The following is a 21,408-nucleotide window of genomic DNA, read 5'->3' as shown; positions in this document are numbered from 1 at the left end:
GGCCTGGGTACAGACATACAAAATATTTATGAGTTATGAGAGATTATCAAAAATTAGATGTTTGGAAAAAGGCTCACTTATTTACTTTGCAGGTTTATAAGGAAATCCTACCTATCATGCCTGTTGAAGAAAAATTTGCTTTAACCCAACAAATTCGGCGGGCCGCCTATTCAATACCTCTAAATATTGTAGAAGGAAGTGGTAAAAACACAGATAAGGATTTTGTCCATTATCTTGATAATGCACTTGGCTCTACCAAAGAAATAGAATATGCTTTTATTCTCCTTCGCGACTTAGCTTACGTCAGTTTGGAAGTTTACGAAGCCGTAAATAAAAGCGTTAATGAAATTAAGGCGATGTTAATCGCATTTATTAAATTTTTGAGAGACGGTGGAAAAGGTTAGAGAACATCAACCTTCTGCCTTCCCGCCCTCAACCTTCAAACCTTATTAAAATATGCAACTATTCGACGTTTACCCACTTAACGATATAGAAATAACCAAAGCAGCCGGCAGCAATGTTTGGGATGCTAACGGGCAAAAATATTTAGATTTATACGGCGGACATGCTGTAATTTCTATTGGTCATACCAACCCACATTATGTAAGCCGTTTAACCGATCAATTAAGCAAAGTTGGTTTTTACTCCAACTCGGTTAAAATTCCTTTGCAGGTACAACTGGCGAAGAAACTGGGCGAAGTATCCGGCAAAAAAGATTTCCAATTGTTTTTATGTAATTCAGGAGCAGAAGCCAACGAAAATGCGCTTAAACTGGCTTCGTTTTACAACAGCAGAAAAAAGGTAATTGCTTTTACCGGTGCTTTCCACGGACGTACCTCTTTAGCCGTGGCTGTAACTGATAACCCTAAAATTGTAGCGCCTGTTAATCAGACAGAAAATGTAATCTTTTTACCCCATAATAATGAGGTGGCTTTAGAAGAAACTTTTAAAGCACAGGGCAACGAAATTTGTGCGGTAATTATAGAAGGTATTCAAGGTGTTGGCGGTATTAAAGAAGCATCAAAAAGCTTCCTGCAAAAAGTCCGCTCACTATGTAATGAGTACAATGCCGTTTACATTGCCGATTCAGTACAATGTGGCTATGGCAGAACAGGTTTATTTTACTCGCACGATTGGGCAGGTGTAGAAGCCGATGTGTATACCATGGCAAAAGGTATGGGTAACGGATTTCCGGTAGCCGGAATTGCTATTGCACCTAAATTTAAACCTTGGCATGGCGAGTTAGGTACTACTTTTGGTGGAAACCATTTGGCTTGTGCTGCAGCATTAGCCGTTTTAGAAGTGATGGAAAAAGATAACCTGATGAAAAATGCAGAAGAAGTTGGGAATTACTTAATTGCTGAATTAAAGAAATTTGAGCAGGTAAAAGAAGTTCGTGGTCGTGGTTTAATGATTGGAATTGAATTGCCAGAAGAACTGGCGCATGTTAAAAAGGAGCTTTTGTTTAAGCACTTCATTTTTACAGGCGAGGCAAAACCCAACGTAATCCGTTTATTGCCAGCGCTAAACTTAACCAGAGCGCTTGCTGATGAGTTTTTAGGTGCGTTTAAAAAATTAGTAAAATAGCTATTGTTTATCAGGTCATTCGTCATGCTGATCCGATAGCTATCGGATTTATTTCAGCATCTCTTGCATAAGAGACTCTGAAACAAGTTCAGGGTGACGGATCGGGATAATTAATTTAGAGTAAAAATGAAACTTTTCACTTCCGTACACGATGTTCCAAACATCAAGCAATTTGTAACTGATGCATTGGCATTGAAGGCAAATCCTTATGCACACCAGGATTTAGGTAAGAACAAAACCTTAGGTTTAGTTTTTATGAATCCAAGCTTACGTACCCGTTTAAGCACACAGAAAGCAGCCTTAAACCTAGGGATGAATGTAATGGTGATGAACCTGGATAAAGAAGGATGGGCGTTAGAAACGCAGGATGGTGTGGTGATGAATGGTTCGACGGTTGAACATATTCGTGAGGCGGCTGCAGTAATGGGACAGTACTGTGATATCTTAGGTCTGCGTTCTTTCCCAAAACTAAATAACCGAGACGAAGATTATAGTGAAGATTTTTTTAACAAGTTTGTAAAATACTGTGCAGTACCGGTAGTGAGTTTGGAGAGTGCAACACGCCACCCTTTGCAAAGTTTTGCCGATATTATTACGATTCACGAAACCTGGACCAAGAAACCCGATGGCCGCAAACCCAAAGTAGTTTTAGCTTGGGCACCTCATGTTAAGGCATTGCCACAGGCCGTTCCTAACTCATTCGCAGAGTGGATGTGTAAAGCTCAGGCAGAAGGAATGATTGATTTTACTATTGCCCAGCCAGAGGGGTATGAACTTGCAGAAGATTTTACACCAGGGGCCGATATTCAATATAATATAGAAGAAGCGTTGGTTGGTGCAGATTATGTGTATGTAAAAAACTGGAGCAGTTATAAAGAATATGGGAAGGTGTTAACTTATCCGGATGGCTGGATGATGAACAACGAAAAGTTAAAAATCACCAATGATGCAAAGGTGATGCACTGTTTACCGGTTCGCCGTGATCTGGAATTGTCATCAGAGATTTTGGATGGTCCAAATTCACTGGTAATCCACGAAGCCGGAAACCGTTTATGGGCTGCACAAGCGGTTATTAAAGCGGTGCTGGAGGAATTGAAATAATAGTTTTTGCTCAAATTAACCGCAGATAAAAAGGATGAACACAGATGTTTTTTATTTTTCTGATCTGTGTTTATCTGTGCAAATCTTTGGTTAAATACTAAATATATTACAGCCTCGGTTCGTGTCCTCACGAACCGAATTATTAAAAAAATAGGTTCATGGAGACATGAATCATGGCAAGCATAAATTATGAAACAACTCACGATTATAAAAATTGGCGGAAACGTAATCGACAATTCAGAAAACCTGCATCGGTTTTTACTGGATTTTACGGCGCTGCCAGGAGATAAGATTTTGATACACGGCGGTGGTAAAATTGCAACCGAACTGGGCGAATCGCTGGGTATTGAAGCCAAAATGATTGAGGGCAGAAGAATTACTGATATCGAGACCCTCCGCATTGTAACCATGGTTTATGCTGGATTGATCAACAAAAACATGGTTGCCCAATTACAGGCTAAAGGCAGCAATGCCATTGGTTTAAGTGGTGCTGATGGTAATGTGATCAAAGCAAAAAAACGGCCGGTGAGTACCAAAACGTATGGTGCTGAAGGTGGACCAATGGCTGGGGCTGTAATTGATTATGGTTTTGTGGGCGATTTGGATGAAAACTCGGTTTCTAAAACAACTTTAGATAGCCTGTTAAAAGCTGGCCTAGTACCGGTATTGTGCGCCATTACACATGATGGAGAAACCCAACTGTTAAACACCAATGCCGACACCATTGCTTCATCTGTTGCGGTGGCAATGTCTGCTTTATATGAAACAAGGTTAGTATATTGTTTCGAGAAAAAAGGTGTACTAAGGGATGTGAATGATGATGGTTCTGTGGTGAGAGAAATTAAAGCGGATGAATTTGAGGGCTTAAAAGCAGATGGAACGGTAGCAGGTGGAATGATCCCAAAATTACACAATGCTTTTGAAGCCATCAAAAAAGGTGTTTCAGCAGTGTACATTGGAAAAGCTGATGAGCTGGCTGAATTGGCTTCAGGTACTTTTGGTACCAAAATGCTAAAATAAGGCGGAAGGTAATAAGGTTGAAGGTAGAGGGTGAGACATTGCATGGAAAAGTAACCGATAATATACTGTTATTGCCCTATAAACCTGATAGTAGCGAACACGGAGTGCAACGAAGTAAAGCGGATAGCAGGAAATGCCTTTAAATAGCATTACTGAAGTTGCTTTCCAGAAAATGAAAAAGTGGTATTAACAATCTGAAACAAACTTTAATCAACCATGAATAAAAAAATAGCCATTATTGGTAGCGGAAATATCGGTTTATCTTTAGCGAAAGGTTTGGTGAAGGCCAACTTTGCCCAAGCTGCCGACATTACACTTACCCGTAGAAATACCGAACATTTAAAATCTTTTGCTGAAGCTGGTTTTAAGGTTAGTAATAACAATAAACAAGCTGTGGTTGATGCAGATATTGTAATTTTGGCCGTTCTGCCCCAACAGTTGAACACGGTTTTAGATGAAATTCAAACTTCAATTATTCAGGCTAAGCATTTGGTTATTTCGGTAATCTCGGGTGTGAGTTGTGCTGCTGTAAGAGAAAAATTAGGGGAGAGTGTAGAAGTGGTTCATGTAATGCCAAATACGGCAATTGCCATTGGTCAATCTATGACTTGCATGGCCAGCGATAATGCATCAGCAGAAAATATGGCTGACGTAACCAAAATGTTTGAAACTGTTGGATCTGTTGTAAAGATTAACGAAGATTTAATGACTTCTGCAACAGCACTTTGTGCATGTGGTATCGCTTTCTTCTTAAGGGCCATCAGGGCTGCATCGCAAGGTGGCGTAGAAATTGGTTTCCACGCAGATGAGGCATTAAAAATGGCGGTGCAAACGGCCAAAGGTGCGGCCGATTTGCTTTTATTACATGGAACACACCCAGAATCAGAAATAGATAAGGTAACTTCGCCAAAAGGTTGTACCATTGCCGGCTTAAATGAAATGGAACATAATGGTTTCAGTTCATCACTGATAAAAGGCATTAAACTTTCGGCCTTAAAAGCTGGGAATTTGTACACAAACGAAGGTTAAAGGTGTAAGGTAGAAGGTGTAGGGTTTTAACGCTATCCTGATACTTGATACTAACTACTAAATACTATGTTGTTAGAAAATATACAAAAGGAATGCTTAGACTTATTGCGTCAATTAATCCGCATACAGTCTTTCAGTAAAGAAGAAGACCGGACCGCTAATTTAATAGCCCAGTTTTTGGAAGAAAGAGGGATTAAGACCCAGCGTAAAATGAATAATGTTTGGGCTTATAACAAGCATTTCGATGCCAGTAAGCCAACTTTATTGTTAAACTCTCACCATGATACGGTTAAGCCGAATTCGGGTTATACCCGTGATCCATACGATGCTGCAATTGAAGGGGATAAGCTTTTTGGCCTGGGGAGTAATGATGCTGGCGGTTGTCTGGTTTCGTTAATCGGAACATTTTTGTACTACTACGAGCAAGAAAATTTAAAATACAACATCTGTTTGGCCGCCACTGCCGAGGAAGAAATTTCGGGTAATAATGGCTTAGAACTGGTGCTGCCTGATTTAGGTGAGCTTGAATTTGGTATTGTAGGCGAACCTACCGAAATGAATTTAGCTATTGCTGAACGTGGCTTGCTAGTGCTTGATTGTGTATCGCACGGAAAAGCAGGGCATGCTGCCCGAGAAGAAGGGGAAAATGCCATTTACAAAGCGTTGAACGATATTGAATGGTTTAGAAATTATCAGTTTCCTAAAGTATCGGAAGTTTTCGGTCCGCTGAAAATGACGGTAACCATCATCAATGCGGGTTCACAGCATAATGTGGTGCCAGCCAATTGTACTTTTACGGTTGATGTACGTGTAACCGATGCATATACTAACGAAGAGGTATTGGAAATTATCCGTGCAAACGTGGATTGTGATGTTACACCACGTTCTATCCGTTTAAAACCATCATCTATTGATAAAAACCACCCGGTTGTGCAGGCTGGGCTAGCATTGGGAAGAACAACTTATGGTTCGCCAACTACTTCCGATCAGGCTTTATTGGATATTCCATCGGTAAAATGTGGCCCGGGTTTTTCAGGTCGTTCGCACATGGCTGATGAATTTTTATATGTTAGAGAAGTAGCAGAAGGGGTAGAAGGATATGTGAATATGTTGAAACCAGTGATTCAAGGTTAAACTAAACTAAAGCGTCATTGCGAGGCACGAAGCAATCTAATTTGCAAATGTTAAGCTTTGAGTTTTAAAACCAAAAGGATTGCTTCGTACCCTGTAATAAGGGAGTTGAATTATAAAAGAGCTTTGTGTGCTTTGCGAAAAACTTAGCGCCCTTCGCGGTTAAATAGATTATAATGAAGATTTGGCAAAAAAATGTTGATGTAAACCAGTTTGTAGAGCACTTTACTGTGGGTAAAGACCGCGAACTTGATCTGCAAATGGCAAAGTTTGATGTGTTGGGCTCCCTGGCCCATACAGAAATGTTGGAAACGATAAATTTGCTTACTGCAGAGGAGTTAAAAACCGTTCAGCAGGAATTGAAAAATATTTACGCCGAAATTGAGGCCGGTAACTTTACGATTGAAGATACGGTTGAAGATGTACATTCGCAGGTAGAGTGGTTGTTAACCCAACGTATTGGCGAGGCTGGCAAAAAAATCCACAGTGGACGTTCGCGCAATGATCAGGTTTTGGTAGATTTAAAACTGTTTTTCAGGGCATGTATCGAAGATATGGTTAACCAGACTTCTATTCTGTTTAATCAGTTAATCGAGCTGAGCAATACCCATAAAGATAAATTATTGCCAGGTTATACGCATTTACAGATTGCCATGCCTTCATCATTCGGTTTGTGGTTTGGTGCTTATGCAGAAAGCCTTGCCGATGATATGGAACTGATGTTGGCCGCCTGGAAAATTACCAATAAAAATCCATTGGGCTCTGCAGCAGGCTACGGCTCATCATTTCCACTGAACAGAACTTTAACCACCAGATTGCTGGGTTTTGAAACCTTAAACTACAATGTGGTTTATGCACAAATGGGTCGTGGTAAAACCGAAAGAATTTTAGCACAGGCCATGAGCGCCGTTGCAGCTACTTTAGCTAAAATGGCTATGGATGTTTGCCTTTTCATTAACCAGAATTTCGGCTTTATTAGTTTTCCTCCCGAATTGACAACAGGTTCGAGCATTATGCCACATAAAAAAAATCCTGATGTTTTCGAACTGATCCGTTCACGTTGCAATAAAATTCAGGCTTTGCCAAATGAAATTGCCATGATGATTACCAACCTGCCATCTGGCTATCACCGAGATTTGCAGTTATTAAAAGAAAATCTTTTTCCAGCCATTACTTCGCTTAATGAATGTCTGGAAATTGCCACCTTTATGTTTCAGAACATCACCATAAAGGATGATATTTTAAAGGATAAAAAGTACGATTACCTGTTTAGCGTTGAAGTGGTTAACGAGCTTGCCCTACAGGGTGTTCCTTTTAGAGAAGCTTACAAAATAGTTGGTGAGCAGATTGAAAGTGGTACATTTGCACCATCGAACCAAATACATCATACCCACGAGGGAAGTATAGGCAATCTTTGTAACGAGCAGATTACTGATACAATGAACGCTGTAATCGCGCAGTTTGGTTTCGAAAAAGTGAATAAAGCAATAGCAGATTTAATAGCATAATATGAAAGTTTCAGTAATAGCCAACTCATTAATAGGCTCAGAGATTATAAAAATTGGTAACGAAGTTAACGAAATGAAGCGCAAAGGCGCATCAATTGCTAACCTGACCATTGGCGATTTCGATTCGAATATTTACCCAATACCGGCTGAGTTAAAAGCCGGGATTGTGGAAGCCTACAATGCCAACCAAACCAATTATCCGCCTGCTGATGGTGTTTTGCCTTTACGTGAAACCGTTTCGGAATTGTTGAAAGATAGGTTCGGACTAGAATACGATACGAACAGCATTTTGGTTTCAGGCGGTTCGCGTCCTTTAATTTATGCTACTTTTCTGGCACTAATTGATCCGGGTGATACGGTAGTTTTTCCTGCTCCATCATGGAATAATAATCATTATTGCCATTTAACATCGGCAAATGCTATTGCCGTTGAAACCGATGCAGCCCATAATTTTATGCCAACTGCAGCACAGTTAAAACCGCATTTAAAAGGTGCAACTCTATTGGCATTATGTTCGCCTTTAAATCCAACAGGAACCATGTTCGATGCTGATGCTTTGGCTGAGATTTGTGATGCTGTTTTGGAAGAAAATGCAACCAGAGGTGCTGATGAAAAACCACTTTACCTGATGTACGATCAGATTTATTCGCTTTTAACTTTTGATAAAGAACATGTAAATCCAGTTTCACTACGCCCGGAAATGAAGCCTTTTACCATTTTTGTAGATGGTAGTTCTAAATGCCTTGCTGCAACAGGCGTACGTGTAGGCTGGGGATTTGGTCCGGAAGATATTGTAAACCGTATGAAAGCACTGGTAGGCCATATGGGCGCCTGGGCGCCAAAAGCGGAGCAGGTTGCCATGGCTAACTATTTTAATAACAAGCCACAGGTTGATACTTTTTTAACCAGCTTTAAAGCACAGATACAAGACAGCTTAAACGCGCTTTATAATGGCTTTAATGCTTTGAAAGCCGAAGGTTTTAATGTAGATGCAGTAGAACCGATGGGCGCCATTTACTTGACCATTAAAATAGATTATATTGGTAAAACTACCGAAGATGGTCAGCTTTTAAAAGATAGTGCCGATGTTAACTTCTATTTGATTAAAGAAGCAGGCGCAGCACTTGTACCATTCTCGGCATTCGGAAACGAACACAGTATGCCATGGTTCAGGGCATCGGTGGGCGCTTGTACACTACAAGACATTAAAGACATGCTGCCTAGGATAAAAACAGCTTTGAGCAAATTGAAATAGAGAATTTGAACACTCCATCAAACAAATTGCATGATGGAGTGTTCAAATAAAAAATCTCATTTCACGCTTTATGGAACCCAAATATAGGCCTCAAGGTTACGCCTCGCCGTCAGCTATTCTTACTACACTTGCCATTGGTATTTTGGCGTCTTTTATTCTTCCACTTTTTTACATTATCCTCGGAAGGCTTATTCCTAATATTTGGTTCATCGCTATTATCGCTTTGCTTTTAGGCTTGGGTTTAGGATTTTTTATTGATCTTGGTGTTAAGATCGGAAAAGTCAGGAATAAAAAGATCGTTGCAATTATTGCCGTCTTCTGTGGACTGTTTGCCTTTTATATTCAATGGGTTTTCTTCGATACCCTAGCCTACAGTAAAAAGGGCTTTACTTTTAACCTGAATGGTGAAGATTTAAAGTTTTTGGCTCAAGATTTCTTTTTCCTTTTTACGCATCCTAATGTTTTGATTCAGGAAATTATTAATCTGAATGAAATAGGTACATTTCGCATCGAAAGTACAGGTACCGTTAGCGGTGTATTATTGTGGGTTATTTGGGCGGGCGAGTTTATCGTTATACTTGGAGGAGCCATTCTTGCTGTTCTGAATGGTCAGGTAAGCATGCCATACTCTGAAATAAACGACCAGTGGATGAAAAAACGTAAAATCCATAACCATATTCCTGTAGTTGTAAACAAAGAAGAGATTTTAAGTGAACTTGGTGAAAGAAATTTTACTCTTTTGAATGATCATCCTTCCTTGCATAGCGAAACAAATTATGCTGAAGTAATTGTTTTCGAATCAACCGGAGATCCGACAAAATATATCAATATAATTAACGTGACCAACCTAACCGGTAAACCAAAAGATAAAAAAGTGAAAAGTGTAGTTAAATATTATCCGCTTCAGAATGCGAATATTTAATTGCAAAAATTTTTAAGAAGAGATTTCAAAAAGCTGGCGTCACCCTGAATTTATTTCAGGGTCTATTCCGGATAAAAGGATGCTGAAATAAATTCAGCATGACGCGACGCCTAGCCTAGAAGTGATAAAAAGTAGATACTTGCTACAAATAATAGCAATCGAATTCAGGTTAATAATCTTTAAGTTTGTATATTAGTTTAAAATCACGTTGATATGGGAACTTACCTTATACACTCAGATAAAATGCAAGAAAAAGCTTTAAAGGCATTTCTTAAAGCATATCAGGGAAGGATTAATTAAAAAGCTTTCTTCTGTATTTTATGAGGTTAAATCCGAGAGAATTGAAGTTCTTTTCTTTTGGGACAACAGGCAAGAACCAATTTTTTTCTATTTTTTTTATTCGAAATAACATAAAAAACCTCGCAGGTTTTAAAACCAACGAGGTTTTTTTAGACTTTAAACTTAGGACTCCAAACTCCCAACTCAACACTAATCCTCCCTGCTCCCGTCATCAGCCATTCTTACCATTTTAGGCTCGAATTTAGCCACCACATCAACCAGTTCGGTTTGTGCAGCCATTACTTTATGGATGTCTTTATAAGCCATTGGGGCTTCGTCTAACCCTGCACCAATTAAGGTTACATTATGATCTTTCAAAATCGCTTTCATATCCGATTTGGTAATCGATTGGATCGCTTTCGTCCTGCTCATTTGCCTACCGGCACCATGCGATGCCGAATTGATGGCGCTGGTTTCACCTTTTCCGCGTACTAAAAAACCTGGTGCAGTCATACTGCCGGGGATAATCCCCATCACGCCCATACCGGCAGGCGTAGCACCTTTACGGTGAACAATTACTTCCTCCCCATTGATCAACTCCTTCCAGGCAAAGTTATGGTGATTTTCTACCTTGGCTAAAACTTTGGCGCCAATGGCTTTGGTTAATCTTTTATGAATCACCTCATGACAGGCAGAGGCATAATCGCCAGCCAAATTCATGGCAATCCAATATTCTTGTCCTTCAGCAGTATTCAGATCTAAATAAGCCAGGTTTGCGGCCTCTTTAGGAAGTTTACAAATGTCTTTTGCCAGTTTGGTATAATGACCGGCAATGGTAGCACCTAAGCCGCGCGAACCGGAGTGGGTTAATAAAGCCACGTAACGGCCCTTATCAATATTTAAAACCTCATCACGTTCGGCAAAATCAATAATTCCCCATTCTGCAAAATGGTTACCCCCACCTGAAGTACCCAATTGTGCCCATGCTTTTCCGTGTAAGTTTTTAAGAAAAGGAGTGGAATTGAAAGCTTCGTTTTCTAAAACCTCATGATCAGCTTTTTCATTACCTGTAAAATTTTGCCCGGCACCAAATTTGGTAAAAGCAATCAACTCGCGCTTGTACATGGCATCTTTACCGAAATAATGTTTTTCGGGAATATCGAAAATGCTAAGTGCCATTCGGCAACCAATATCAACACCTACACCGTAGGGAATAATAGCATTCCTGGTGGCCAGCACACCGCCAATAGGCAAGCCATAACCTTGGTGTGCATCGGGCATTAAAGCGCCCGCTACAGATACCGGCAATTTCATGGCAATATCCATTTGGTTTCTGGCGCCCTCTTCAATGTAATCAGGGCCAAATACTGCATAGGTTTTCGCATTATTTACGAGCGCGATGGTTTCGTCTTTTGGTGCATTGGCTTCTTCAATCATGGCTGTTGCCAATGTATTTAAAACCGGATCATCCAAAAAACTTTCCGGGTAATCTTTTACTTTTTTAAATAAGGCCAATAATTCTTTTTCTTCAATATCCGCAAAATTTTCTTTCACGATAGCTAAAGTCAAGCCTACTATTTTTCCTTCGGTATAACCGATTTCGATCAGGTTGTTACCTGTTATGTTGTTTTTCATTGTAATCTTATTTATCTCTCGGACCAAATGGAGGTGTCCATTTTTTTTGCATAATTATTTTTTTTACTTCATCGTATGATAGTGGGTAAAAGTTGTGATTGTCTACGCCAACATCAAACGAGCGTGAAGTATCATCGTCCCTTAAACTTCCATGGGAGTGCCCATATAAATGCCAGGCTCCATGATGGCTTGCATTCCAAACCTTTAGTGCATAATGGAATAGTATGATATGTTTTGGACCATTGCCATCGTTGACTTTCAGCTCATAATAATCTTTTATCCATTCAAAACAATCAGCACATTCCAGCGCCGAGCTTTCATGGTTTCCTTTTATTAGATGGATTCTTCCATTTAACTGTTTTCTTATTTGTCGGGTTTTACCAGCCGAAGCCAAGGCAAAATCTCCGAGGTGGTAAACATCATCATTTTTTCCAACTTTTTCGTTCCACCGATTTATCATCTCTTGATTCATTTCTTCAACATCTGAAAAAGGTCGGTTCGTAAATCTGATAATGTTCTTGTGTCCAAAATGGTTATCGGATGTAAACCATATTTTATTTGTATTCATATTCTATTTTATAGGTAAAAGGTTTTTATCCCAATTACCAATTCTCTAATTAATCCCCGGTAGGCAACATTCACCTAACCGAGGGGTTTCTAAATTTAATTTATTTTACGAAGATCTGTTTCAATTGATCTACAATTTGTCCGCTGCCAGATAAGCTGATGTTATTGATTTTCTCCGCGATTTTCTCCACGTACTCCATCTCTTTCAACTTATACAACATGGCATTGTCTTCCATTAATTTCGCAGTGTTCAACAAACTTCTGGTCGAGGCCGTTTCTTCTCGTCGGGTAATGATATTGGCTTGGGCTCTTTTTTCGGCAACTAAAACCTGGTTCATAATTTCTTTCACATCGCCTGGCAAAACAATATCTTTAACACCACAGTTGGTTAATTTTACACCCAGGTTTTCAACCTTATCCAAGGTGATGGACATTACCATTTCTGCAATTTTTTCTTTGCTTTCCATCAATTCGTCAAAAGTCATTAAGCCGATTGATTCTCGTAAGGCTAATTGCATAATAATGTACAATTGCTTATCAAAATCTTTGTTTTCCAATAATGCTTTGATAATGTCATCAACCTTATATTGAATGCTGAAGTTTACCCTCAATTGTGCTTTATCCTTGGTTAAGATTTCTTGACCGATAATTTCCATATTCAATTGTCTCATATCGGTTTTTAAAACTTGAATGGTGGTACTGTTTTTCCAGTAAACGTAGTTTCCGGCTCCCATTACCCTTTCAAATTTGCCATCAATAAATAATAAGGCTTTTTCAAATGACTCCACTTTATAAGCCCTGATGTAATTGAATAATGGTGCTTTGTCTAATAAGTTTTTATCAATTGTTTCATCAATGTTGATGTTGCTAATATCAACCTTAACAAAGTTATATGTAGACAAACCTTTCCAGATAGCATGTCTGCCAGCCGTTAAAACATTCTTGAAATTGTTGTTTTGATAAACTAAAGCCAATTCGTTATCGGCAACGTTTACCATGTGAATTAAATTCGCAAAATCTGTGTTTTCCAGTAAGATATCCAATTCGGCAACTGTATAAAAATATTCTTTGCTCATATCGTACAAAGTGATATCTTCTCCAAAGCCCAACCAGTAAGTTCCTGCTGTTAATACGTTTTTTAATTTTCCTCTTTTAAACACCAATCCAACATAATTGGTGTTAATGGTTACTCTTTTCATGTTTTTGATGTTAAGATTTATAATTATTTAATTTATTTGCTTACAAAGCCTTGTAAAAGCACATTCATCTGGTATTTGCGGAAATAAATAGAATCCTGATGTTTTTAAGAATGAAATTATTTTTCAGTTAGATAAAATCCGGGGATTGGTTCTAACGTTTAAAATAATCTGATTTTTAAATCAGTTCGTTCATCGCTTTATTTTCAAAGCAAAAGCAAATTTGCTTGTCAGGTACATAAAAGAACCGTTAAGCAGAATGCGGTTTTACAAGGTGGTTTTTTGAGCATTTTGAAAAGTTACTCTTCTTTTTTGTTTTGGATTTTGAGCCCTAAACGCTTACCAATTAGCTATTCCAAGTGACGGTTGGAAGCAGGATTCGAACCTGCATGTTTTGTTGTTATTCTACCCCTGAATTATCCCGAGTATATCGGAAGTGGGATTCGAACCCACGACACACAACGTGTTTAGACAATCCTATCACCATCCTGACCAGTATATTCCATGCAACTGCACAAATACTTTGGGGCTATACCGAAACCCTCAACCGGGATCAGTTTGATGTAGTGTTGCCATTCCGGTTATTAGCCGGAATTTCTTTATATATACTGATTTACCTAAACTGTTCAATTACTTACCGTTAACCCTGTCCCGCAGATCCGGAACAGGGGCTTCGTATTAAGGTACTGCCCGGAAAATGAGCAGCACCGGGAGAGCGCGTATTCTTGAAATAGGTTACTTTTGCTGTAAATCAGTTATTTGTTATTGATGTTTTCAAAGAACTTAATTATCGACTAGCGACATTACAAAGATGCCATCACCCCTGCGCGGAGGAATTGCGCAGTTGAAGTTATTTCAATATTTTTTAATTAAGGTGCTGATTTTTAGTTAAATAAAATTTTATTTATTATAAAAAAAGTGTTTTTGGTACTCAATTGCGCAATTGTATTGCGTAGTTAAGTGAAACTTATTTATCTTTATAAGAGGCTTAAATGCCAAATTTTTAAACTACAAGCAAAAAACCTGAAAATGGCCATCAACAAATTAGCCCTCATTCGCTACAAAACCATCGACGATTGTTTGAAAAACCGTTTCCGAAAATGGACGCTAGATGATCTAATTGAAAAGGTTGCCGAAACCCTTTATGAGCTTGAAGGTATTACCAGTGGCGTAAGTAAGCGCACTATCCAGGCTGATATTCAGCTGATGCGAAGTGATAAACTTGGTTACAATGCGCCGATTGTGGTGAAAGATAAACGCTTTTATGCTTATGAGGATCCTAATTTCAGTATTACCAAAGCACCGATCAATAATGCTGATGTAGATAAAATGAAAGAAATTGTTGGTGTATTGAAACAGTTCAACGCCTTTAATTATTTCGACGAAATGAGCGATATGATTGCCCGATTGGAAAATAACCTCTACAAATCGACCAAACTGAGTGGCAATAATATTCAGTTAGAAAGTAATAAACTGGTAAAAGGACTGGAATGTATTCCATCGCTTTATCAGGCTGTTCTAAATAAACGATCGTTGTTGATTGAATATAAATCGTTCAAAGCACTGCAGGCCCAGCAAGGCATTTATTATCCATACCTTTTAAAAGAGTACCGAAACCGTTGGTTTTTGATCTGTAAGGCCAAGAAACGACCTGGGATCTTAAATTTGGCTCTGGATCGTATTGTAGAATTTCAGGAATTACCAAATGAAACTTTTGTTGCTTATGAAGGGGTAGATTTTGATCGTTATTACGATGATTTGATTGGGGTAACCAAAAGCGAAAGAGACCGACCACAAAAAGTTATTTTGGAATTTACGAACGATCATGCCCCTTATGTGGTAACTAAACCCATGCATCAATCGCAGGTGGTAATAAGTAAGAACGAAAAAACAACAACTTTTAGAATCGATGTGGTATTGAATTACGAACTGGAGCGCGAAATATTAGGTTTTGGGGAGTGTGTTAAAGTGCTTTCACCACGATTGTTGATTTCGAAAATTAAAAGACGTTTGGCACAAACGCATAAGCTGTACGAAAGCGTTGATGAAGAAAAAAAATCAAGACCTTAAGAAACTCGGGTTAAACGTTTTAGTAATTAAATTCTTATTTGTAATTTGAATTTAATTATGTTTAAGACCAAATATATTCTAGCTTTTCTAATGTGCTGTTCGGTAAGCATTTTCGCTCAACAGCCTACGCCTCAATGGAGGCCGAGTTATCATTTTACTGCACCAGCCAATTGGCTTAACGATCCTAATGGATTGATTTATCTCAATGGTGAATACCATTTGTATTACCAGCATAATCCGTTCGAAAATAAATGGGGACACATGAGCTGGGGGCATGCAAAAAGTAAAGACCTGGTTAATTGGGGGCACCTTCCCGTAGCCATTCCTGAGAAGATCACTAAAGATACCACTACCATGATTTTCTCTGGCTCGGCGGTTTTAGATAAACAAAATGTAAGTGGTTTGGGCAAAGCCAAAGCGCCCATTCTTGCTTTTTATACTGCCGATTTACCTAAGCAGCATAACGAATCGCAATACATGGCCTACAGCAATGATGGTGGTTTAACTTTTGCCAATGATGTAAAAAATCCCATTATCGATTTAAATAAAAAAGATTTTCGCGATCCGAATGTGTGGTGGCATGAAGCTTCTAAACAATGGATCATGACTGTTGCGATGGTTGATGAACACCAGGCCAGGTTTTATGGTTCAAAAAACCTGAAGGACTGGACCATGCTGAGCGATTTTGGCAAGCAAGGCAATCAGGGCAGTGGCTGGGAATGCCCTTTTATTATTCCTTTGGCGGTAGATGGAAATAAGAACAATACAAAGTGGGTGCTGATGATTTCGCTATTTGGGCCAAAAGGCCCAACCATGCAATATTTTGTGGGTGATTTTGATGGCAAAACTTTTAAAAATAACAACGATGGGCAGTTAACCTTACTCGTAGATGATGGCGATTCATTTTATGCTGCCATTCCCTGGAACAATGTGCCAAATGATAAGCGTATCCTATTGGGCTGGTTGCAGCCGGGTGGCAAAGAAACCTTCCCATGGAAAGGGCAGATGTCTATCCCGAGGGATTTAGCTTTAAAAACTACACCTGAGGGAGTAAGGTTGTTTCAGCAACCGAGTTCGGTCATCGCGGATAATCTTAAAAAACTTGCCCAAAACCGGGTAGTTTCCAAACAAGGTCTGCTTGTTGATGGTGAACTGAAACTGGATAATATTAGCAATGCAAACTGGATTGAAGCCGAATTTGAGCTAAGTAATTCAAAAAATGCAGGTTTTAAACTGGCACAATTGAAAGATGGGGAAGGAAAAGTAGTTAAAGAAATTGAAGTGGGTTACCAAGCTGATAAAAATGAGCTTTATGTCGATTGTTCGCGCTCAGAAAATGGTATTAAAAACGCTAAGAACATTGTTCAAACTGCAAAAATAAATCCTATTGATGGCAAAGTCAAAATTCAGATCCTGATTGATAAATCATCACTTGAAGTTTTTGGGAATGGTGGTGAAAAGGTTATTTCTACCATGATTTTTCCGGATGAAAAGGCTACCGGAATTACGGTATTTTCGGAAGGCGGAAAAAGTACGCTAAGCAGTTTAAAGATCTGGGATTTGAATAGGGAATGATAATTAGCACTGATCGTCATTGCGAGGGGGAAAGACGAAGCAATCTTTCAAGCTAACGATTGTTCCTGTAAAGATTGCTTCGTCGGCTGAAAAAGCCTTCTCGCAATGACGGAAGTCTGCTCCAGACTCCGGACTAAAACTAACTCTTAAACTCGCTTGTTTTATGGAATTCAATATCCGGATAATCCTGTTTGGTCAGATTAATCATATACTCACTATCGGCCAGGTAAACCGGATTGGCTTCTTTATCAAAGCCAATATGCTGTTGCTTCCGTTTCACAAACTCATCCAGTTTCTTCCTGTCAGTAGAAGTTACCCAGCTCGAACGGGTATAGCTCAAGGTACGGAAACGACATTTTGCACCATACTCATGCTCTAACCTGAAATTGATTACTTCAAACTGAAGTTCACCAACTGCACCGATTACTTTCCTGTTTCCGGGTTGCATCACAAACAATTGTGCTACTCCTTCGTCAGTTAACTGTTCAATGCCTTTTTCCAGCTGCTTAGTACGCATTGGGTCCATGTTTTCTACCTCTTTAAAGATAGACGGAGAGAAACTAGGGATTCCTTTAAACTGTAGTTTTTCACCTTCAGTTAAAGTATCGCCAATTTTAAAGTTGCCGCTATCGTACAAACCAACCACATCACCCGGCCAGGCCTCCTCTACAATGCTCTTCTCGTTGGCCATAAAATCCATCGGGTTAGAGAATTTCAGTTTTTTATCCTGACGGGTATGGTAATAAAATTTATTACGTTCAAATTTACCTGAGCAAATCCTCAAAAAGGCAATCCGATCGCGGTGCTTAGGATCTAGATTGGCGTGAATTTTAAATACGAAACCGCTAAAGTTTTTTTCTTCTACCAACACATCGCGCTCTTCAGCTTCACGGTGACGAGGACTAGGTGCGATATCGATAAAAGTATCAAGTAGCTCTTTTATCCCGAAATTATTAATCGCACTGCCAAAAAACACGGGTGCAACCAAACCATCAGTATATAAATCCTTATCAATTTTGCCGTAAATGCCATCAACCAGCTCCACATCGTCTTTCAACGTATTGATCTCGTTTTCTTTCAGGTAATTTAATAAAGAAGGATCATTTAAATCGCTTGCCGCCACAACCGAATCGGTTACTTTGGTTTTGTCTGAATTGAATAAATTTAAATGTTTGTTATAAATGCTATAAACACCTTTAAAAGTATGTCCCTGCCCGATAGGCCACGAAAGTGGGCATAAACTGATGTTTAGTTTTTCCTCTATTTCATCTAATAAATCGTAAGCCTCTTTACCTTCACGGTCCATTTTGTTGATGAAGATAATTACCGGAGTATTCCGCATGCGGCAAACCGACATCAGCTTCTCGGTTTGTTCCTCCACGCCTTTTACACAGTCGACCACCAAAATCACACTATCAACAGCAGACAGCGTACGGTAGGTGTCTTCGGCAAAGTCTTTGTGACCAGGTGTATCCAGAATATTAATACGTTTGCCGCTGTATTCGAAACCCATTACCGAAGTTGCAACCGAGATACCACGCTGCTTTTCAATCTCCATAAAATCGGAGGTATTGCTTTGGTTTGCCTTATTTCTTTTTACTGCACCAGCTGTATTGATGGCACCTCCAAACAGCAGAAATTTTTCTGTTAGTGTGGTTTTGCCCGCATCGGGGTGGCTAATAATGGCAAAGGTTTTACGTTTTTCTATTTCAGGGTTAAGCATAATAAAATTTTGGGTGTAAAAGATGATGAAACCTGGTTAAAGGAATTTAACAGCGATAAGATTTGAATATTGTTGTTTCATCAGGCCACAAAGATAAGAAAAAGCTTTATTATTAATTGTTAGGTTGTTGTATTGTTTTATTGTTGGGTTGGATATATGTTTTTTTGAAAAGCAGTTGTAGCACTTCTTTCGTTATTGCAGTCCTGCCATACACTATAGCTCCGATAGAAAACCTGTGAAACAAGCAAGCACACCAAAATATAACATAAACCGGTGCTTAAATCGGAGGCTGTCGTTTCTGTCAGGTTTAGGTTGCTGCTGCAGTAATTCTATTAAGGTTTTTTATTCCGCTAATCAAGAAATTATTGATTAAATAAATGTTTAGATCAAAATTATCCTCCAAAAATTAAAATTTCTCATCAATCATTCTTTAGTTTTGTGCTAAAATGTTTAGCTTTATTTATCCTCCCTGTTTAGCAAACTAAAATTTTATTGCAGATGCCTACATTAGAAGAAACTTCTATGCCCGCTGAGATCGCGGCTAAATTTGTGAATTATACCTCTAAACACGTTTTTTTAACGGGAAAAGCGGGAACGGGTAAAACAACCTTTCTACGAAAACTGATTCAGCTTACGCATAAAAAAGCGATCATTTGTGCACCAACTGGTATTGCGGCAATTAATGCTGCCGGGGTTACCATACATTCCCTTTTTCAGCTGCCTTTTGGGGCTTTTTTTCCTGATGCTGCGGGGAATATCATCAATCAACAGATTACCTTTAACTTTAATACACCGCGTACGCTGGCCAAGCATTTAAACATGCAGGGTAATAAAAGACGTCTGATTCAAGAGCTCGAACTTTTGGTAATTGATGAGGTGAGTATGCTGCGGGCAGATATGCTGGATGCTATTGATTTTGCGCTACGCTACATCAGGAGAAGCAAAAATGTACCTTTTGGAGGTGTACAGCTCTTGTTTATTGGCGATTTGCACCAGTTGCCGCCCGTGGTTAAAAACGACGAATGGCGGGTAATGGCCGGGTTTTATAAAAGTATTTATTTCTTCGATGCACTGGCGTTGCAAAATAATCCACCCGTATATATCGAGTTGGATAAAATTTATCGTCAAGACGATTCTGTGTTTATTGATTTGCTAAACAATCTCCGGAACAATAAAATTACGCCCGCAGATACCACTTTGCTCAAACAGCATTTTAAACAGGATTTTAAGCCTGCGGCTGATGAAAATTACATCACTTTAACCACACATAATCATAAGGCCGATAGCATTAACCGAGAAAGATTAACCCAACTGAAAACTAAATCTTATTTTTTTGAAGCGAAGGTAACAGGTGAATTTAATGAATATGCCTATCCAAATGATAAAAGTCTGGAACTGAAAGTTGGTGCGCAGATTATGTTTATTAAAAACGACATGACTGCCGAAAAGCGTTACTACAATGGTAAAATAGGTGTAGTGCACCATATAGAAAAAGGAGTAGTAGAAATTGAATTGCCTGAAGATAAAACAGTGATCCAGATTTCGCCTTACACCTGGGAGAACGTAAAATATAAATTAAACGAGGCTACTAATGAAATTGAAGAAAATGTAGCAGGTTCTTTTGTGCAATATCCAATCAAACTGGCCTGGGCCATTACGGTGCATAAAAGTCAAGGCTTAACCTTTGATAAAGCCATTATTGATATTGGTGAAGCTTTTGCCCCTGGACAAGCTTATGTTGCGCTTTCGCGCCTGCGTTCACTTAAAGGACTGGTGTTAACCTCGCATTTGCGCGAAAGTGGTTTGCAGCAGGACCAGAACATCCATTATTTTTCTAAAACCAAACAGCCGACCGAAGTGCTTGACCAACAGATCAGTGCAGAGAGTTACGAATTTATCAGAAGCTATCTGTTATCGGCTTTTGATCTGAATATCGTACGCTATTATTTTAAGGAGCACATGCAAACTTTTGATAAGAGTGAGGCTAAATCGACCAAACAGCGCTATGATGAATGGACGATGGATCTATATAAAGATTTTCAGAAAATTACTGCGACTGCTGATACTTTTATCAACCAGCTTAAAAACCTTTTTGCTGAACAAACTGAGCATACCCTGTTCAATGTGTCGAAGCGGGTACAGGCTGCTGTAAAATATTTCAGTCCGTTAATTAAAGCGGTATCAGATAAGTTTTTAGCGCAAATTGAAGCCATCAAAGAAGAAAAGCAAGTTAAAACCTACCTGACTGAACTACTGGAACTCGAAATCGTGATTTATGAGCAGTTGAAGAAAATCCATAAAAGTAAAGCACTGCTAGAAGCCATTATTGATGGCAAAGAGTTTAGTAAGGCCGATACCGATGCACTTTTGAACGTGGTGGAAAGAGAGGCGCAATTGAAAAAGGCAATTACCCTTAAAGGCATGGCGCTAAAAGTGAAAACTGCAATGGAAAAGAAAAAGAAAGAGCCGAAGCCTGATACTAAACTTCTGAGTTTTGAACTGTATAACGAGGGTAAAACATTAACTGAAATTGCAAAGGAGCGGGGCCTATCGCAGGGGACCATTGAGGGCCATTTAGCTTATTATGTATCAACACAACAACTTGATGTAACGAAGTTGGTTAAACCTAATAAAATCAAAAACATAACTGAAGCTGTTGAAAGTCAGAAAACAAAATCAATGGGCACGATCAGGGAGTTTTTGGGGAAAGATTATTCTTTCGGCGAGATAAAAATGGTATTGGCGTCGCTGTTCCCAACGGAGGAATAATTATTAACCGCAAAGGATCAATTTTTTTACCACAGAGAAAA

General features: G+C 39.1%; 16 protein-coding genes. 12 read left to right on the top strand and 4 right to left on the bottom strand.

Going from position 1 to position 21,408, the window contains the following annotated elements; translation table 11 throughout:
* Nucleotides 1-35 precede the first annotated feature (35 nt).
* From OQX63_RS18865 to OQX63_RS18825, 9 genes are all read left to right on the top strand, one after another.
* Nucleotides 36-404 carry a four helix bundle protein gene (locus tag OQX63_RS18865; RefSeq protein WP_265852369.1) on the top strand — a complete coding sequence of 123 codons (369 nt, stop codon included), beginning with the start codon at nucleotides 36-38 and terminating at the stop codon, nucleotides 402-404.
* Between the two features lie 52 nt (nucleotides 405-456).
* Nucleotides 457-1,587 carry an aspartate aminotransferase family protein gene (locus tag OQX63_RS18860; RefSeq protein WP_265852368.1) on the top strand — a complete coding sequence of 377 codons (1,131 nt, stop codon included), beginning with the start codon at nucleotides 457-459 and terminating at the stop codon, nucleotides 1,585-1,587.
* Between the two features lie 126 nt (nucleotides 1,588-1,713).
* On the top strand, nucleotides 1,714-2,688 hold the full coding sequence (locus OQX63_RS18855; RefSeq protein ID WP_265852367.1) for an acetylornithine carbamoyltransferase: 975 nt from the start codon (nucleotides 1,714-1,716) through the stop codon (nucleotides 2,686-2,688).
* A 189-nt stretch (nucleotides 2,689-2,877) separates the two neighbouring features.
* Nucleotides 2,878-3,708 carry an acetylglutamate kinase gene (gene argB, locus OQX63_RS18850; protein ID WP_265852366.1) on the top strand — a complete coding sequence of 277 codons (831 nt, stop codon included), beginning with the start codon at nucleotides 2,878-2,880 and terminating at the stop codon, nucleotides 3,706-3,708.
* A 216-nt stretch (nucleotides 3,709-3,924) separates the two neighbouring features.
* A complete protein-coding gene (gene proC, locus OQX63_RS18845) occupies nucleotides 3,925-4,737 on the top strand; it encodes a pyrroline-5-carboxylate reductase (protein WP_265852365.1) in 813 nt (270 codons plus the stop codon).
* A gap of 66 nt (nucleotides 4,738-4,803) precedes the next feature.
* Nucleotides 4,804-5,871 carry a M20 family metallo-hydrolase gene (locus OQX63_RS18840; protein ID WP_265852364.1) on the top strand — a complete coding sequence of 356 codons (1,068 nt, stop codon included), beginning with the start codon at nucleotides 4,804-4,806 and terminating at the stop codon, nucleotides 5,869-5,871.
* Between the two features lie 173 nt (nucleotides 5,872-6,044).
* Nucleotides 6,045-7,376: an argininosuccinate lyase gene (argH, locus tag OQX63_RS18835; RefSeq protein ID WP_265852363.1), complete on the top strand. Its 1,332-nt coding sequence runs from the start codon at nucleotides 6,045-6,047 to the stop codon at nucleotides 7,374-7,376.
* Nucleotide 7,377: 1 nt separating this feature from the next.
* Complete coding sequence (locus OQX63_RS18830; RefSeq protein ID WP_265852362.1) at nucleotides 7,378-8,631, top strand: pyridoxal phosphate-dependent aminotransferase; 1,254 nt, start codon at nucleotides 7,378-7,380, stop codon at nucleotides 8,629-8,631.
* Between the two features lie 70 nt (nucleotides 8,632-8,701).
* A complete protein-coding gene (locus OQX63_RS18825; protein ID WP_265852361.1) occupies nucleotides 8,702-9,553 on the top strand; it encodes a hypothetical protein in 852 nt (283 codons plus the stop codon).
* Between the two features lie 489 nt (nucleotides 9,554-10,042).
* Here OQX63_RS18825 and OQX63_RS18820 read toward each other — a convergent pair whose 3' ends face one another.
* The 3 genes from OQX63_RS18820 to OQX63_RS18810 form a co-directional block, all read right to left on the bottom strand.
* Nucleotides 10,043-11,467: an RtcB family protein gene (locus tag OQX63_RS18820; RefSeq protein ID WP_265852360.1), complete on the bottom strand. Its 1,425-nt coding sequence runs from the start codon at nucleotides 11,465-11,467 to the stop codon at nucleotides 10,043-10,045.
* A 7-nt stretch (nucleotides 11,468-11,474) separates the two neighbouring features.
* Nucleotides 11,475-12,035, bottom strand: a complete 561-nt coding sequence (locus tag OQX63_RS18815) for a hypothetical protein (protein WP_265852359.1) — start codon at nucleotides 12,033-12,035, stop codon at nucleotides 11,475-11,477.
* Nucleotides 12,036-12,135: 100 nt separating this feature from the next.
* Nucleotides 12,136-13,233, bottom strand: coding sequence for a slipin family protein (locus OQX63_RS18810; protein WP_265852358.1), 1,098 nt, complete (start codon nucleotides 13,231-13,233; stop codon nucleotides 12,136-12,138).
* A 1,026-nt stretch (nucleotides 13,234-14,259) separates the two neighbouring features.
* Here OQX63_RS18810 and OQX63_RS18805 point away from each other — a divergent pair.
* Both OQX63_RS18805 and OQX63_RS18800 read left to right on the top strand, forming a co-directional pair.
* Entirely contained in the window at nucleotides 14,260-15,300 is a 1,041-nt protein-coding gene (locus OQX63_RS18805; protein ID WP_265852357.1) for a helix-turn-helix transcriptional regulator, read from the top strand.
* A gap of 57 nt (nucleotides 15,301-15,357) precedes the next feature.
* Complete coding sequence (locus OQX63_RS18800; RefSeq protein WP_265852356.1) at nucleotides 15,358-16,875, top strand: glycoside hydrolase family 32 protein; 1,518 nt, start codon at nucleotides 15,358-15,360, stop codon at nucleotides 16,873-16,875.
* 139 nt (nucleotides 16,876-17,014) lie between these two features.
* Here OQX63_RS18800 and OQX63_RS18795 read toward each other — a convergent pair whose 3' ends face one another.
* Nucleotides 17,015-18,598: a peptide chain release factor 3 gene (locus OQX63_RS18795; RefSeq protein ID WP_056094020.1), complete on the bottom strand. Its 1,584-nt coding sequence runs from the start codon at nucleotides 18,596-18,598 to the stop codon at nucleotides 17,015-17,017.
* Nucleotides 18,599-19,096: 498 nt separating this feature from the next.
* Here OQX63_RS18795 and OQX63_RS18790 point away from each other — a divergent pair, with 498 nt between their 5' ends.
* On the top strand, nucleotides 19,097-21,367 hold the full coding sequence (locus OQX63_RS18790; protein WP_265852355.1) for a helix-turn-helix domain-containing protein: 2,271 nt from the start codon (nucleotides 19,097-19,099) through the stop codon (nucleotides 21,365-21,367).
* Nucleotides 21,368-21,408 lie beyond the last annotated feature (41 nt).

It is taken from the genome of Pedobacter sp. PF22-3, from assembly GCF_026239555.1.
In the GTDB taxonomy this organism is placed as follows: Bacteria; Bacteroidota; Bacteroidia; order Sphingobacteriales; family Sphingobacteriaceae; genus Pedobacter.
This window is presented reverse-complemented; position numbering and strand designations above follow the sequence as displayed.